General features: G+C 69.8%; 11 protein-coding genes and 1 tRNA gene. 9 read left to right on the forward strand and 3 right to left on the reverse strand.

Going from position 1 to position 15,506, the window contains the following annotated elements:
* Positions 1-20: 20 nt before the first annotated feature.
* Positions 21-1,769 carry an aldehyde dehydrogenase family protein gene (locus tag NAM01S_RS17450; RefSeq protein ID WP_084483021.1) on the reverse strand — a complete coding sequence of 583 codons (1,749 nt, stop codon included), beginning with the start codon at positions 1,767-1,769 and terminating at the stop codon, positions 21-23.
* A 147-nt stretch (positions 1,770-1,916) separates the two neighbouring features.
* On the opposite strand from NAM01S_RS17450, the gene serS reads away from it, so the two are divergent.
* The 7 genes from serS to NAM01S_RS17485 all read left to right on the forward strand — a co-directional run bounded on the left by serS (position 1,917) and on the right by NAM01S_RS17485 (position 11,578).
* A complete protein-coding gene (gene serS, locus NAM01S_RS17455) occupies positions 1,917-3,179 on the forward strand; it encodes a serine--tRNA ligase (RefSeq protein WP_067786517.1) in 1,263 nt (420 codons plus the stop codon).
* Between the two features lie 159 nt (positions 3,180-3,338).
* Positions 3,339-5,114 carry a putative bifunctional diguanylate cyclase/phosphodiesterase gene (locus tag NAM01S_RS17460; RefSeq protein ID WP_253798927.1) on the forward strand — a complete coding sequence of 592 codons (1,776 nt, stop codon included), beginning with the start codon at positions 3,339-3,341 and terminating at the stop codon, positions 5,112-5,114.
* A 145-nt stretch (positions 5,115-5,259) separates the two neighbouring features.
* The gene (locus NAM01S_RS17465) at positions 5,260-6,576 is read left to right on the forward strand and encodes an MFS transporter (RefSeq protein WP_067786520.1); all 1,317 of its coding nucleotides are present in this window, start codon (positions 5,260-5,262) and stop codon (positions 6,574-6,576) included.
* Positions 6,577-6,808: 232 nt separating this feature from the next.
* Complete coding sequence (locus NAM01S_RS17470; RefSeq protein ID WP_067786523.1) at positions 6,809-8,068, forward strand: oxygenase MpaB family protein; 1,260 nt, start codon at positions 6,809-6,811, stop codon at positions 8,066-8,068.
* A gap of 497 nt (positions 8,069-8,565) precedes the next feature.
* Positions 8,566-9,561 carry a DMT family transporter gene (locus tag NAM01S_RS17475; protein WP_067786525.1) on the forward strand — a complete coding sequence of 332 codons (996 nt, stop codon included), beginning with the start codon at positions 8,566-8,568 and terminating at the stop codon, positions 9,559-9,561.
* A 487-nt stretch (positions 9,562-10,048) separates the two neighbouring features.
* A complete protein-coding gene (locus NAM01S_RS17480; protein WP_067786527.1) occupies positions 10,049-11,080 on the forward strand; it encodes a MauE/DoxX family redox-associated membrane protein in 1,032 nt (343 codons plus the stop codon).
* Positions 11,081-11,242: 162 nt separating this feature from the next.
* On the forward strand, positions 11,243-11,578 hold the full coding sequence (locus tag NAM01S_RS17485; RefSeq protein ID WP_067786529.1) for a BP74-related protein: 336 nt from the start codon (positions 11,243-11,245) through the stop codon (positions 11,576-11,578).
* Positions 11,579-11,644: 66 nt separating this feature from the next.
* On the opposite strand, the gene NAM01S_RS17490 is transcribed toward NAM01S_RS17485, so the two are convergent.
* Positions 11,645-13,180, reverse strand: a complete 1,536-nt coding sequence (locus NAM01S_RS17490) for a Rieske 2Fe-2S domain-containing protein (protein WP_067786531.1) — start codon at positions 13,178-13,180, stop codon at positions 11,645-11,647.
* Positions 13,181-13,263: 83 nt separating this feature from the next.
* Positions 13,264-14,064, reverse strand: a complete 801-nt coding sequence (locus tag NAM01S_RS17495) for a hypothetical protein (protein WP_253798925.1) — start codon at positions 14,062-14,064, stop codon at positions 13,264-13,266.
* Positions 14,065-14,310: 246 nt separating this feature from the next.
* Here NAM01S_RS17495 and NAM01S_RS17500 point away from each other — a divergent pair, with 246 nt between their 5' ends.
* On the forward strand, positions 14,311-15,060 hold the full coding sequence (locus tag NAM01S_RS17500; RefSeq protein ID WP_067786533.1) for a lysophospholipid acyltransferase family protein: 750 nt from the start codon (positions 14,311-14,313) through the stop codon (positions 15,058-15,060).
* Between the two features lie 207 nt (positions 15,061-15,267).
* Positions 15,268-15,340, forward strand: a tRNA-Gly gene (locus NAM01S_RS17505).
* Positions 15,341-15,506 lie beyond the last annotated feature (166 nt).

Below are 15,506 nucleotides of genomic sequence, written 5' to 3' on the forward strand. Positions count from 1 at the left end.
ACCTGGCCGAATCCGCGCGTCTAGCCGCGGAACGCGGAGAGGAACAATCCGGGCAGCCGCGCCGGATTCCGGTCCGTGTAGAACTCGGTGAGCTTGCGCCCGGTCGTGGCGGCGGTGCTGTTGTCGACGAACCACGGCGGTTTGGGCGAGAGCGCGAGTTCGCCGCCGAGCAGCGACCGCGGCGCGGGCCGGAACGGTCCGCGCACCACGGTGCGTTCGACGTCGTCGAGCAGGAAGGCGTTGTGCACCACGCCGATTCCGCTCTGCACGTCGTCGATGGTGTGCCCGGGGAAGGCGCCCCAGCTCGCGCGCGGTGACAGGAAGGCAAGGCCGGTCCAGGCGTTCACCGCGACGGTCCCGTAGCGCAGACGTTCCACCGCGCGCTCGAAGGCGATGCCGAGCCTGCCGATCGTCGCGGGATCGGCGAGCACGTTGGCGCCGAGCGTTCCGGTCAGCTGGTTGTTGGCGAAATCGACCGCACCCTGGAGGAATTCGCCGCCGCGCCCGGGCAGCTCGACAACGCCGAGCACCGGCGAGAAGTACTCGGTGCGCAGCAGGGGCGTTTCGGCCGACGGCAGACCGTCGATCAGCACCCGGCCCTGGCCGAGTCGCTCCGCCGTCGGATACGAGGCGAGCGCGTCGGCGACGCGGCTGTCGCTGCCCGGGTAGTAGGCCGTCCGCTGCGGCGCCAGCTCGAGCGCCGTGCGCAGTTCGTCGAGGAAGCGATCCTTCTGCGGCCAGTCCGCGCCGAGCACGACCGCCTGCGCCGCGACGCAGTTGTAGCCGCCGTTGTGCAGCCGCTGGGTCGCGATGTGCTGGGCCTGGTAGCTCAGGTCGGCGTCGGACCATTCGCCGGGGACGACGATGGTCGGGGAGACGCCGCCGAGCTCGCTGGTGATCGGCTTGTCCAGCAGCGGCGTGCCCGCGCGGCGGTTCGCCTCGGCCTCGGCCCCGCGTCCCCAGACGATCGCGTCGTGGGTGTTGGCGCTTCCCGTCATGTGCACGTGCGCGACATCGGGGTGGCGCACCAGATAGCCGCCCGCCTCCGCGCCGCCGACCAGGATGCGCAGCACGCCGAGCTCGATGAACGGCGCGAAGATCATCTCGAACACCGTGAACAGCGGATCGGTGATCGGGTTGAGCTTGAGCGCGACGACGCGGTTGTGCGCGTACAGCTCGTAGAGCGTGTCCAGCGGCGGGATCGAGGTGATGTTGCCCGCGCCGAGCACCGCGCCGATGCCACCCGTCCCTGCGGGGTCGAGCTGACCGAGTCCGGCCTGGCGGCGCGCCGTCGCGGCGTCCACCCCGGGTCGCAGCCAGACCTCGCCGCGGAAGCCGCTGAGCAGCAGCCGGTCGTAGACGTCCAGGGGCATGATCGGCACGGCGACTCGGTCGCCGGGCGCGGTGGTCAGCCGGACGCCCTCCAGCGGACTGCGCCCGGCCTCCAGTTTCGCCAGGGTGGCCGAGAGGGCGGCGGTGGCTTGCAAGAGCGTCAGCGGGCCGGACATCCACTCCTCGCCGACCAGCGGCGAGTCCGCGTCCAGGTCCTTGACGGTGCGCGCGGCCCGCACCCAGTCGCCGGCGAAGCGGCCGGTGCGTTTGTGGAGCTCGTCGAGCAGTTCCCTGCGCTTGCGCAGCGGGGTGGCCGCCCAGGTCTTCTCGCCCGCGGCCAGGTCGGCCAGGGCATTGTCGATGGTCGTCTCGTCGAAAGTCGTGCCCACAAGCCAACTATGCGCGCGCCGCGGCCCGAGCGGCCCGGAACTGGGCATATCGGCGCAAACAGGTCGGGGGAGCACCCTAATCGGAGTCCATCGGCGGTCAGAGCGGAAGACCGAGACATGCCGATCGGACCCGCTGGACCCGCAGACCGATATCGGGGTGAAGTGCCGAGGGCGCGCCGACTAGGCTGATAGCCCATGATCGACCTCCGACTCCTGCGGGAAGACCCCGACGTGGTGCGCGCCTCGCAGCGCGCCCGCGGCGAAGACCCCGCCCTCGTCGACGCCCTCTTGGAGGCGGACGCCGCGCGCCGCGCCGCGGTCGCCACCGCCGACAACTTGCGCGCCGAGCACAAGGCGATGGGCAAGCTGGTCGGCAAGGCGTCCAAGGAGGAGCGCCCCACGCTGCTTGCGCAGGCGCAGGAGATGTCGGTGAAGGTCAAGGAGGCCGAGGCGGCCCAGCACGCCGCCGACGCCGACCTGGACGCCGCGCACCGCGCGATCTCGAACGTCGTGCAGGACGGCGCGCCAGCGGGCGGCGAAGACGACTACATCGTCCTCGAAACCATCGGCACGCCGCGCGAATTCGATTTCGAGCCGAAGGACCACCTGGAGCTCGGTGAGTCGCTCGGCCTGATCGACATGGAGCGCGGCGCCAAGGTGTCGGGCGCCCGGTTCTACTTCCTCACCGGTTACGGCGCGCTGTTGCAGCTCGGTCTGCTCCAGCTGGCCGCGCAGAAGGCCGTCGCCAACGGCTTCAGCATGATGATCCCGCCGGTGCTGGTTCGCCCGGAGATCATGGCGGGCACCGGCTTCCTCGGCAAGCACTCGGCGGAGGTCTACCACCTGGCCGACGACGACCTGTACCTGGTCGGCACCTCGGAGGTGCCGCTGGCCGGCTACCACTCGGGCGAGATCCTCGATCTCAGCGGCGGCCCCAAGCGGTACGCGGGATGGTCGTCGTGCTTCCGCCGCGAGGCGGGCAGCTACGGCAAGGACACCCGCGGCATCATCCGGGTGCACCAGTTCGACAAGGTCGAGATGTTCGTCTACACCACGCCGGACCAGGCCGACGCCGAGCACCGGCGCCTGCTGGACTGGGAGCGCGAGATGCTCGCGGCCATCGAGGTGCCTTACCGCATCATCGATGTCGCGGCGGGCGACCTCGGCAGCTCGGCCGCGCGCAAGTTCGACTGCGAGGGCTGGGTGCCGAGCCAGCGGACCTACCGCGAGCTCACCTCGACCTCCAACTGCACCACCTTCCAGGCCCGTCGCCTCGCCGTGCGCTACCGCGACGAGAACGGAAAACCGCAGATCGCGGCCACTTTGAACGGAACGCTCGCGACAACGCGCTGGATCGTCGCGATGTTGGAGAACCACCAGCAGGCCGACGGTTCGGTGCGGGTGCCCGAGGCGTTGGTACCGTTCGTCGGCACCGAGGTGCTGCGCCCGGGGAGCTGACCACGGGCAATAGCCACTGGTTCGCCATGCCGGATTCCGGGGATGTGGCAACCAGTGAGATGCGTTGTGTCTAGGCTGTTCCCCGTGCGAGGAATCGGGGCGCGCGGCGATACCCGAACCCGGGTACGGGCGGCATCGGCGCTGGCGACGGCAATGGTCATGGCTCGAACCACCGGGGCGTTCTACGTCATGGGTGGTGTGCTTGGCCTGGTGATCACGGCCATCGCACCGGGCGATGAGGGTAATCGGCCACTGGTCGGTACGGCGGCGGCGATCGCGCTGGTGCTGGGTCTGACGCTGCTCGCGTGGGGTCCGCGCCTTCCGCATTCCATCCACCACGGCTACGTGGCGATCGCGACCGTGCTGGTGACGATCGCCGTGCATTCGTTCCCGAACACCGTCGGCGGGATCAGCCTCGCCTCGTTCTACGTCTTCGTCGCCTGCGACGCGGCCCTGTTCTTCCGGTGGTCGCAGGCGGCCGCGCACATCGCCTTCGCCATGGCCTTGTGCCTGTGGGTGCTGCCCGCGCGCGACCTGCCGTGGTGGTCCGGTCTGATCCCGGCGGGCGTGACGTTCGGCGTCGGCGTCGTCGTGGGCATCCTGACCAGGATGGCTTCGGAAGCCGATATCGACGTGCTCACCGGTCTGCTGAACCGCCGCGGTTTCGACCGCGCGCTGAACACCGCGATCGAGCAGGCCACCCGCAACGGGCAGAGTCTGTCGCTGGTGCTCGTCGACCTCGACCGTTTCCAGAAGATCAACGATCACCTCGGCCACCGCGCGGGCGACGCGGTCTTGCAGCGCGTGGCCGACACCTGGTCCAAGCTGCTGTCCGAGGAACAGCGGCTGGCCCGCTACGGCGGCGACGCCTTCGCGCTGCTGCTGCCGAACACCACCGAACAGGCCGCGATCCTGCTCACCGAGCAGTTGCGCGCCGCCGTCACCACCGGCTGCTCGGCGGGTGTCACGTCGTGGCAGCCCGGCGAGTCCGGCTCGCTGCTGGTGAGCCGGGCCGACGTCGGTCTGTACCGGGCGAAGCAGGCCGGTCGCAACCGGACCGTGCTGGAGTCCTCCAGGCAGCTGCCGCTCGCCGTCGAACTCCGCGAGGCCATCGACCGCGGCGCGCTGGACGTGCACTACCAGCCGATCGTCAGCCTGACCGAGGGCGGCGGCAAGGCGGTCGGCGTCGAGGCGCTGCTGCGCTGGTCGTCCAGCGCGCAGCCGGACGTGACCACCGAGGGGCTGATCCGGGTCGCGGAGGAATACGACCTCATCTCCGATCTGGACGAACTCGTGCTGCGCCGCGCCTGCGCCGACGCGGCCCGCTTGCAGGAGACCTTCGCGCAGCTGGATCTGACGCTCAACGTCAACGTCAGCGGGCTTGAACTGGCCGAAACGGGTTACGCCGACCGGGTTTCCGACATTCTCGCCAGCACCGGATGGCCCGCCGACCAACTGGTGCTCGAGGTGACCGAGAGCGAACTTGCCGCCGAATCCCAGACCGCCATCGCGAATCTGCACACCCTGCGGGACCGGGGCGTGCGCATCGCGATCGACGACTTCGGCACCGGCTACTCCTCGCTCAGCCGCCTCGCCACCCTGCCGAGCGACATCATCAAGGTGGACCAGTCCTTCGTAGCGGCCATTCGCTCGGATTCCCCGGCCCCGCCGCTGCTCGGCGTGATCGCCGCGCTCAGCAGCGCGCTCGACCTCCAGGTCATCGCCGAGGGCGTGGAGACCGAGTACCAGGCGGCGGTGCTGACCGAGCTCGGTTTCGCGCTCGCCCAGGGATACCACTACAGCGATTCGCATCCGGTCGCGGAGCTGATCAACGACCTGAACGAGGGGCAGGGGCGGGTCGGTTCCGGTTTCGCCGGTCGGGAGATCGGCGACGATCCGATGCCCGCGGCGAACGGCTGGCTTCCGCTGGGCTGAGTCGGCGAAAATCGCTTGACGCGGACGCGGCCCTGCGTCGAAGCTGAAGGACATGCGCTTGATCATCAACGGTTATTGAGCTTCTCGCGCACCCTCGACGCGACGGGGTCGTGATCACGGTGTCCGTGGTCTCACCGCGCGTGCGGTGCTGTTCAAGGGATCGCGCGACCTCATCCCGCTCTACGCGCTGTACGCGCTGCTGTTCGCCGAACACGGCCTGAACACCGCGCAGATCTCCTCGCTGCTCGCACTGTGGTCGATCACCGCGTTCGTCCTGGAGGTGCCATCGGGCGCCTGGGCCGACACGGTGTCCCGGCGCGGCTTGCTGATTCTCAGCGGCGTGCTGGTGCTGGGCGCGTTCACTTTGTGGACCGTCGCGCCGTCCTATCCGGGCTTCGCGATCGGCTTCGTGCTGTGGGGTGTGTCCAGCGCGCTGGAGTCGGGCACGTTCGAGGCGCTGATCTACGACGACCTGGTCGCCAGGGGTGAACCCGCCGTCTATCCGCGCATCATGGGTTACGCCCGCGCGGCGGCGGAAGGCGCGGTTGTCGTGGCGATCCTGGCCGCGACGCCGCTGTACGCGGTGGGCGGGTACGCGCTGGTCGGCTGGTCCAGCGTGGCGATCGCGGCGTGGCACGTGCTCGTCGCGGTGTCGCTGCCGAGCGCGCCCAAGGCGGCGTCGGTCGAGGACATCGACGAGGACGCGGCCGACGTGGGTGCCGCCGTGCCGGGCGTGGTCGCGGCGGTGCCGGGTCATCCCGTGGTGCCGGTCGACGGACGCGCGGCGGCCCGCGCCGGTGGTAGCCGCGGCGTCCTCGCCCGCTATCTCACGATGCTGCGCACCGGCGTCGGCGAGGCGGTCCGGGTGCGCCGGGTACGCAACGGCGTGCTGCTCGGTGCGCTGCTGTTCGGCATCACCGCCTACGACGAGTACTTCGCGCTGCTCGCCCAGTCCGCGGGCGCGCCGACCGTGGTGGTGCCGCTGTTGGTCGGGCTCACCGTGGTCGGTTCGCTCACCGGCTCGCTGCTCGCGGGCCGCACGGCGCGCTTGTCCGCACGCACCATCGCGCTGGCCGTCGGCGTGGGCGGCCTGCTGTTCATCGGCGGCTCCCTGATCTCGGGACTGGCCGCCGATCGTCCGGACGCCGTGTACCTGCTGACCGGCATCGGTTTCACCGCGATCGGCATCGGCTACGGCGTTGTGCTCAACGCGGAGGTGGTCGCCGAATCGCGGTTGCAGGACGCGATCGAGGGACCGGCTCGCGCGACCGTGACGTCGGTGTCCGGCCTGCTCTCGGAGGTGGTGTCGCTGGTGATCTTCGGGTTCGTCGCGCTGGCGACGATCCGGTTTTCGATGGCGACGACCTTGGCGCTGCTCGGCCTGGTCATGTTGGCGATCGCCGCGCTGACCCCCGCTTGGTTGCCGCGGCCGGTGGTGCGATCCGCGGCGGGACAGCGGTGATCGGCGCGTTCCTATGAACTGGGCGCTCGCGCGTTCCGCCCGCATGCTCCGGCGTTGCCGCCGTGGCAATGCTGCCGACCTGTGACGACTCTTCGCGAGTTCCGTCTCGCAGTCGGAGCGGGTAGTTCGCCCATATCTGGCAGAGCATATTGCCAGATATGTCGATTTGTGGGACGGTCTACTCAGAACGCGCTGCAAGCGGCGCGAACCTCGAAGTGATGGGTGCAATGCAATGGCGCATGACAACCGGAAGTTCCTGCCGACTCCGAAGCTGTTCACCGAGTTCCCCTTCAAGTACGCGGTGCCGGTGCTCGCCCCGGGCGATCTGCGCTGCACCGCGGCGCAGCGGGATTCCTTCCGCCGGTTCGCCCAGGTCGGCGATCCCCTCGCGGACGACGTGGTGGCGATGATCCAGCGGCTGCCGGTCGGCGAGGGGCGCCGGATGTTCGAGACCGCCCTGGTGCACGGCATCGCCGCGGTGCCCGACGCGCCGAAAGAGCTGCGCGCGTTCTTCGAGCAGGTGGAGGCCGAGCCGTACTGGCTGGACCGGACCAAGATCGAGCGCGGGGCGCGGGTCGTCGGCCGGACCAGCGTATGGGGTGGCATCGCGATGGGGATGTTCGCGCTGATGGGCGGGTATCTCGCGTCCCGCGCGGACAAGACTCTGGTCGGCACCGGCGATCTGGACGCGATGGCGCCACGCAGGCTCGCCGAGACCACCCAGTGGTGGCTCGACGTCACGACGCCCGGCTCGTTGGAACGCAACGGGGCCGGCTATCAGAGCGTGCTGCGGGTGCGGCTGATGCACGCGCTGGTGCGCTCGGGCATGAACCGCCGTCCGGACTGGGATTACGCGGCCTGGGATCAGCCGGTCAACCAGGTGCTCACCGTCGGAACCCTCGGCCTGTTCTCGATGGCGAACCTGGTCGGCGCGCAGGCGCTCGGTCTGCGGTTCTCCGCTCAGGAGAAGGACGCCGTCTTCCAGCTGTGGCGCTACATCGGCTTCCTGCTCGGCATCGACCCGCAGATCCTGCCGACCTGCGAGACCGACACCTGGCGTTCCTTCTGGATCCTGGCCGACACCGAGTTCATCCCCGACGAGGACTCCCAGCGCCTCGCCCAGGCGCTGATCCCCGCCGCGGGCGGACTGTTCGTCGGCGACCGCACCCCGGCGCAACGCGCGATCCGCCACCTGCTCACCCAGTACATGGTCGCCTACAGCCGAATCGTGCTCGGCCGCACCAACGCCGACTTCCTCGGCCTGCCCGACAGCCGCTTCTTCCAGTCCGCCGTGCTGGCCACGGCCGTGCTCAATGGCGCGCTGGAAGTCCCGCGTCGAGTCATCCCCGGCGCCACCCGGCTGCACGAGAACGTCGGCGCCCGCGTCCGCACCCGCCTCGTCCGCGGCTCGATCGCCCGCAACGGCGGCGACCGCACCTACGCAAGACACGACCGTTTCGCCACCGACCGCGAGGCACTGCGCGCCGGGTGAGCCCAGGGGTTCGCGCGGTGTGCCAGCGGCGGTACTCGACGGGCCGCAGGCGTTCGCGGTTGGGCGCGTTCGTTGCCTCGTAGGCGCGGGTGTCGCCGTTCTTGCGTTGGCGTCGGCATCGCATGTGGGCTGATGCGTCAGGCAACCGCGCGCAGTGGTCCGGAGGCGGCGATCGGGCGTTGCGCTGCTCGCGGTGTAACCCGCCCTCTGCCACCGCATGCCTCGGTCCTGTCAGCATTGCGACCAGGGGCGGTGCTGCGCGTGTCCCTGCTGGCACTTGGGCGCCGTAAGCGCGGGCGTCGGCGTGTGGGACTCCGCATACGGTGTGGCGGAGTGCACGACTCGCACGTATCGGTCGTGGGGCGGCCGGTGTCCGGGCGCAGGGGACTGTGGGGCGGGATCTTGCGTCGGCGTCGGGCATCGCGTGCGGGCTGGTGCGGCAGGCAGCCGCGCAGCGGTCCCGCGGCGGCTCGTCAGCCAGCGGGTACGGTGCGGAAATGAGCGGGCGGACGAGGCTGGGGTTGGGGTGCGGGTTCTGCATCGGGGCTGGGGTCGCGGTGCAGGCGCGGGTCAACGGGGCGCTCGGGGTCCGGCTGCACGATGGGATCGCCGCCGCCACGGTCAGTTTCGGTACCGGGTTGCTGCTGCTCGCCGTCGCGTTCCTGCTCAGTGCCCGGCTGCGCGCGGGGCTCGGTGACGTGCGGGCGGCGCTCGGCGATCGGACGTTGCGCTGGTGGCAGCTGCTGGGCGGGTTGTTCGGCGCGTTCTTCGTGGCGTGCCAGGGTCTGACCGTGGCGGCGATCGGCGTCACCGCGTTCACCGTCGCCGTCGTCGCCGGGCAGTTGGCGAGCAGTCTGGTCGTCGACCGGCTCGGTCTGGCGCCCAGCGGCGCGACCCCGGTCACCGCGCTGCGGGTCGGTGGCGCGGTGCTGGCCGTCGGCGCGGTCTTCGTCGCCGTCGCCGACCGCTCGGGTGCGACGCCGGGCGCCCTCGCCCTGCCCGAGTCGCTGCGCGCGGTCCCGTCCGCGCTGCTCATCGCGTTGCCCGCGCTGGCGGGCATCGGCTTGGCCTGGCAGCAGGCCGTGAACGGACGGGTCGGCGCGGTCGGCGGATCGTTCTCGGCCGCCCTGGTGAATTTCGCCGTCGGCCTGCTCGCCCTGTTGGTCATCGAGTCCGCCCTGCTGATCGGCATCAGCGGCCTCGGCGAATTCCCCACCGAACCGTGGCTCTACCTCGGCGGCGCGATCGGCGTCGCCTTCATCGCCCTCGCCGCCCTCACGGTCCGCTGGATCGGCGTACTCCTCCTCGGCCTCACCTCGGTCGCCGGCCAACTCGCCGCCGCCATCACCCTCGACCTCCTCGCCCCCACCGGCCCGCCCCTCTCACCCTGGTCGGTCCTCGGCTGCCTGCTCACCTTCGCGGCGGTCGCCCTCGCCGCGAGGCAGCGGCCGGGAGAACTGTCGGCCCCGGCGAAATCCAGGTCCACGGGCTGAAGGCTGTCGAACGTTCGTCGTCCGGTCGGCCCGCCGCCGTGACTGTGGTCGATCCTTGGCTGCCTGCTCACCTTGGCGGCGGTCGCCCTCGCCGCGAGGCAGCGGCCGGGAGAACTGTCGGCCCCGGCGAAATCCAGGTCCACGGGCTGAAGGCGGCCGAAAGTTCATCGGCCAGTCGGCCCGCCGCCGTGACCGTGGTCGATCCTCGGCTGCTTGCGGCGGTCGTCCTCGCCGCGAAGCAGCGGCCCAGAAAACTCCCGGCCTCGGTCGGCGGGCTGAAAGCTGCCGGTCGCAATCGCCCGCCCGGCGGCGACCCGATGGACCGAAGGTGACCGCCACCGGGTCCGAGGTGTCGAAGGTGACCTTCGATCGGCTCGCCAGGCCGTCCAGCCGAACCTGGGCGTCGTGACCGACTCTCCGCAACACCTCGAACACTCTTCCGGCGATTCCGTTTTCGAATAACCGCTGATGTGGGAGGGTGCGGCCCATGCTGATCGAATACGGGGTGTGGGTTACGCGGTTGGCGCTCGCCGTGGTGTTCGGGTTGTCGGCCTGGGGAAAACTGACCGATCGCGCCGGGACGCCGCAGGCGGTGGGCGACTTCGGCGTGCCGGTGCGGTGGGTGCCCGCCGTGGCGTGGGGGCTGCCGGTCGTCGAGGCGGTGCTCGCGGTGGGCGTCGTCCTGCCGTGGACGGCCGCCGCGGCGGCGATCGGCGTGCTGCTCCTGCTGACGGTGTTCACCGCGGTCATCGTCCGCCTGCTGCGGCTCGGGAAACGTCCGGCGTGCTCGTGCTTCGGCGCGGCCAGCGCGACGCCGATCGGTGGGCGCAGCATCGTGCGCAACGGCGTGCTGATGCTGCTCGCCGCGCTGGTGCTGTGGGGCGCGATCGCCTATCCGTCGGTGCCGGAACCGCTGCCCGCCGATGCCGCGATCGGCCTCGCGCTCGTCGCGGTGCTGTGCGCTGCGATCGCGTGGCTGGTCGGCCAAGTCGGAGCGCTGCGCCGTCGGCTGGACGAGCAGGCGCTGTCCACGTTGGGCGCCGAGGGCCTGCCGGTCGGCTCGGTCGCGCCGGAGTTCGAGTTGCTGGACGTCGCGGGCGAGCGCACGAACCTCGCGGACCTGCTCGCGGCAGGGCGGCCGGTGCTCCTGGTCTTCGTGCATCCCGGCTGCGAGCTGTGCGCCGCCCTCGCGCGCGAGCTGCCGCGCTGGCAGGCGCGCACCGCGCTGACCATCGTGGTCGTCGGGAACGGTGACGCCGCCGAGCAGGCCGCGTGGGGCGTCGAACAGGGTCTCGGCGACATCCCGTCGCTGGTCCAGCAGGGCAACGAGGCGGCGCTGCGATACCGCGTCCGCGGTACACCGTCGGCCGTGCTGATCGACGCCGACGGACGGGTCGCCGCGCCCGTCGCGCGCGGAGCTATCGCGACCCGCGAGCTGATTATCGCCAGGAAATCCGTCCGCGCTCAGCTTTCCTCTCGAAGCAACGGCCAGCGCGCCGCCGCCAACGGCCGGAGCTGACCCGCCCGGCAGGTTTCCCGCGAACGAAACCAACCGCAGGTCCAAATCGATTGTCGCGCACTGAATTTCGCGAACAACGGCCCTCGCCCATGGATAGGATCGGAGAGCATCGATGCAGAACCGCGCGCGACCCCCCATCCAATCAATCGGCAGGGAGATGTCATGGCGGACTTCGCATTCACCGATTACTCGGGCAAAGAATTCATCATCCGGCTGACCAACGAGCAGCGCATCGAGGAAGCGCGCCGGATCCTGTCCGGCCAGGAGACGATGTCGACCCACGTCATGGGCCGGATCAGGAAGACCCCGGCCGACTACAACCCGGGCTGGAACTTCCACCTGGACCCCGACACGATCACCTTCTTCACCGTGGCGATCGAGGTCTGCGACGCGAGCATCGTCTACGTCGACGACCACCTGGACGAGGCGTGCGGCGCCTTCCTACCCGGCTGCTTCTGGTGTCCGTGGTCGTCCAGGCTGACCCGAGAGATCCGCTGATCAGCGAAGTTGTTCGCAGCGGGCCCCGGTCGACGACCACCGGCCGGGGCCCGTCGAAAACCCGATTCAGAGCTTGCGCGACCGCAGCTCGTGCCCCTTGGACGTCTTGCACCGGCCCGACTCCAGATCCCACTGCCAGCCGTGCAGGTTGCAGGTGAGGGTGTTGCCCTCCACCACACCGAACTTCGACAGATCGGCCTTCAGGTGCGGGCAGCGCCGCTGCACTTCCCAGCCCGCGAGTTCGGTCGAGGCCGAGTCGTCGTGCGCCTCGGCGAACCAGCCGTCGGCGTAGGCGATGCGCTCGTCGGTGAGGCACTTGAAGAAGGTGTAGAGGAACTCGTTGTAGCCGCCGATGCGCCAGGCCTGGAACCGGGTGGACAGGAAGATGGTGTTCACCCAGTCGGGCTCGTTGTCGCGCAGCACCGTGCGCACCAGCTCCGGCGCGATGCGGAAGCCGTAGCGGTACTTGCCCTCACCCTCGATGGGTGCGCGCACGGCTCGCTTCGGGAAGTCGAGCACCACTGTCTCGTCGCCGATCACCAGGCCGACGGGGTAGCCGATGCCGTCGCAGATCAGATCGCTCTGCGCCATGATCGGCTCGAACAGCTTTCGCAGCGGCTCGAGCAGCGAACCGTCGCCGGTCGCCCACGACGCCTTCTCGGCCTCCAGCACGGGGGCGAGACGTTCGGCCATCCGCTCGATGTAGCCCGCCTTGTCGGCGTAGATCTCGGCGGGGTCGAACGGGTGGGTCAGCGACAGTTCCTTGCCGCGCACGTCGGCGACCGAGCCGGGGATCATCAGGATCCCGCCCTCGTTGCCGTGGATCTCCATCTGCTCCAGGAACACCATCTGGTCAGGGAAGATGTTGCCCTCGTCGCCGCGGTCGTCGTTGAGGTAGCGCAGCTCCGGATCGAGGAACACCGGCGGGCCCGCCGACGGCACCACCCAGGTCGCGCCGACCTGTTCGATGTAGCTGCGCGCCCGGTCCATGCCGCGCTGGCGCTTCTGCTTGCCGAAGTTCGACTTGGTGCGGGACGGGATGTCGTACACCATCGGGTACCAGATGGCGCCCGAGTACTGGAGCAGGTGGATGTCGACGTGGCCGAACGCGTCGTGCAGCACGTCCATGTCCACCGGGCGGGCGTCGTTCATGTTGAAGCAGACCGTCTCACCGTCGGAGACGACCAGACCCGAGTCGCCGATCGGTCCGTCGGCGGGCGCGCGCAACGCGATGATCATGATGTCCAGCTCGCCGCCGGGACCGGTCACCGTGTGCTTGACCGAGTCCTCGGTCTCCACGAACCTGTGAAAGCCCAGCTTCTCCAGCTCGCGGCGCAGGTCAGGCACGGGGTAGTCCGGCAGCAGCACGGTCGCGTCCTTGTTGACGTGCTCGGCCAGGTGCTTCGCGTCGAAGTGGTCGCGGTGCAGATGCGAGACATAGAGGAAGTCGCAATTGCCCAGCTCGGCCCAGTCGAGCTGGGTGTTGTCGGGAAACGGGACCCACGAAGCGAAGTACGCGGGGTTGACCCAGGGATCGCAAAGGATCGATCCCGCCGCGGTTCGAATGTGGAATCCGGCGTGTCCGACGCTGGTGATCTGCACTAGCTGTTCCTCCTACGCCTGCTGGGCGTTGCCAGCCACCCAGGTTAATAGCTGCATTCCCATGACGACGCTCACGGTGCCCGCTACGGCGAGACGTCGCCGATGCAGTAGCCCTCGTCACCCTCGGCCAGCGTGAACGTGCGCGTCTTGGTGACGCCGGAGGAGTTGGTGACCGGCACCTCCACGGTGAGGTAGCCGGAGCCGATGCGATCCGAGAAGATCTGCTGACCTGCGAAGTCGGTCACGCCGGTCAACTTGCCCGGGTTGTTCGCCAGCGGCGGCGCAGTGGGGCTTCCGGTGCCGCTCGGATCCCATTCGGCGGGGGTGGCCTTGCAGATCAGCGGGTAGTCGCCTTCCTTGTCGGCCGGGTCGAGCGGTTCGCCGACGAAGCGAGCCAGGTAGCGGCGCACCGTGTGGCGGGCGTCTGCGTCGTTGGGGCCGATCTCGGCGCCCGCCGGGAACACACGCGGGCAGGCGTAGCCGGTTTCGATCGCGCCGCGCTCGACGGTGACGGTGGCGGACCGGCCCTTCCACGTGACGGTCTTCGCCGTGGCGGTGCCGGGCTGGGCGATGGTGGCGAGGATGGTCTGCTTGTCCTCGTACATGTCGGCCACGTTGCCCGGCGCCATGGTCCAGCACTTCTCCTGGAGTTCGGCGATGGTGCCGGACTCCAGGTCGGCGGCCCAGCGCCGCAGCGCGGTCGCCGCCTCCGGCACGCCGGCCACCGCGCCGACCTCGGGGGCGTCGGCGGGCGGCGGGGGGAGGGTGCTGGTCGCCGCGGTGCTGGGTGCGGCGGACGGGACGGCGGCGGGTGGGGTCGTCAGCGCTTTCGCGGGCGCGGGATCGTCGCCGGGGATGCCCGAGACGGAATCGCACGCGCTCAACAGAAGTGCGCCGCCGAGTGCGAGCGCGGCGAGGGATCGCGCGGTACTGGAGCGTCTGCCCGGGTCGGATGTTGTCGGGGAACTCTCGCTCGATGCTGTGTTCCTGATGGTCCGGTCGCCGCACGGCAGCGGTCGGGCGCGTTCCACTTCGACGATCCTCTTTCTAGGCGCGATCGGTGCGGATCCCGGATCCGGCGGGCGTCGCGGCTGCCGGATGGGAAAGTCTGCGACTACGCTAGCGGAATTGTGGAACCCGTCTACCGGACGATCATCGGGCTGGCCCGGACCGTCTTCTTCGTGCAAGGTCTGAAGTTCACCGTCAAGGGCGCTGAACACATTCCGCCGACCGGTGGTGCCGTCATCGCGGTCAACCACACCGGCTACCTGGACTTCACCTACGCCGGTCTGCCGGTGCGCAAACCCAAGCGCTACGTCCGGTTCATGGCGAAGAAGGAAGTCTTCGACAACAACATCTCCGGCCCGATCATGCGGGCGCTCAAGCACATTCCGGTCGACCGGGCGGCGGGCGCCGACTCCTACAAGGCAGCGGTGGACTACCTGCGGCGCGGGGAACTGGTCGGCGTCTACCCCGAGGCGACCATCAGCCGCAGCTTCGAGATCAAGGAGTTCAAGTCGGGCGCGGCGCGAATGGCCATCGAGGCGGGCGTGCCGATCGTTCCGATCGTCATCTGGGGCGCGCAGCGCGTCTGGACCAAGGGTTTCCCGAAACGCTTGGGCCGCACCAACACTCCCATCTCCATCATGGTTGGCGAGCCCATCCAGCCCTACGAGCCCGCCGCCGACCTCACCGCCGAGCTCCGCGCCACCATGCGGCGGATGCTGCTCGAGGTGCAGGACGGCTACGAGCACGAGCCAGGCGCCTACTGGGTGCCCGCGCGCCTCGGCGGCAGCGCGCCGACCCTGGAGCAGGCCGACGCCATGGACGCCGCCGAAGCGGCGGAGAAGGCGGCCCGCCGCGCGAGTCGCGCCGACTGACCCGCGCACGTCAGGCCGTCACCTGGCACGGGGTGGCGGCCGGGAGGTAGCCGCGCGATGCGTTCCGCCGCGCACCGGCGACCTCGATCACCACCTCACGCCTTCGACCCAACCCGGGTGAGGACGGCCGATTTTGAATCACCCGCACCCGGCGACTAGAGTTGCACCTCGCACGGCAACGCACCCTCGGGTCGCCACGCGGTGCACGCGGATGTAGCGCAGCTGGTAGCGCATCACCTTGCCAAGGTGAGGGTCGCGGGTTCGAATCCCGTCATCCGCTCTTCCACTCCTTTCGGTCGTACATATTCGACATCAATCCATCGCAGGGGCGTCCGGTGTGTGCCGCGCCACGCGCCCAAGATCGGCTACGATCACTCCTGCCTCTCGGTCCAGCAAACGGCCGCTGAGTATGTCGGCGTGCCCCGAGGGGTAGCGCCATGTTCGTC

Source organism: Nocardia amikacinitolerans NBRC 108937, assembly GCF_001612615.1.
GTDB classification, from domain to species: domain Bacteria; phylum Actinomycetota; class Actinomycetes; order Mycobacteriales; family Mycobacteriaceae; genus Nocardia; species Nocardia amikacinitolerans.

Excerpts from the sequence above, each read along its gene's own strand:
- NAM01S_RS17475 (WP_067786525.1), top strand. The coding sequence starts at position 8,566 with ATGAGCGGGCGGACGAGGCTGGGGTTGGGGTGCGGGTTCTGCATCGGG.
- NAM01S_RS17480 (WP_067786527.1), top strand. The coding sequence starts at position 10,049 with ATGCTGATCGAATACGGGGTGTGGGTTACGCGGTTGGCGCTCGCCGTG.
- NAM01S_RS17450 (WP_084483021.1), bottom strand. The coding sequence starts at position 1,769 with ATGCCCAGTTCCGGGCCGCTCGGGCCGCGGCGCGCGCATAGTTGGCTT.
- serS (WP_067786517.1), top strand. The coding sequence starts at position 1,917 with ATGATCGACCTCCGACTCCTGCGGGAAGACCCCGACGTGGTGCGCGCC.
- NAM01S_RS17460 (WP_253798927.1), top strand. The coding sequence starts at position 3,339 with ATGGCTCGAACCACCGGGGCGTTCTACGTCATGGGTGGTGTGCTTGGC.
- NAM01S_RS17470 (WP_067786523.1), top strand. The coding sequence starts at position 6,809 with ATGGCGCATGACAACCGGAAGTTCCTGCCGACTCCGAAGCTGTTCACC.
- NAM01S_RS17485 (WP_067786529.1), top strand. The coding sequence starts at position 11,243 with ATGGCGGACTTCGCATTCACCGATTACTCGGGCAAAGAATTCATCATC.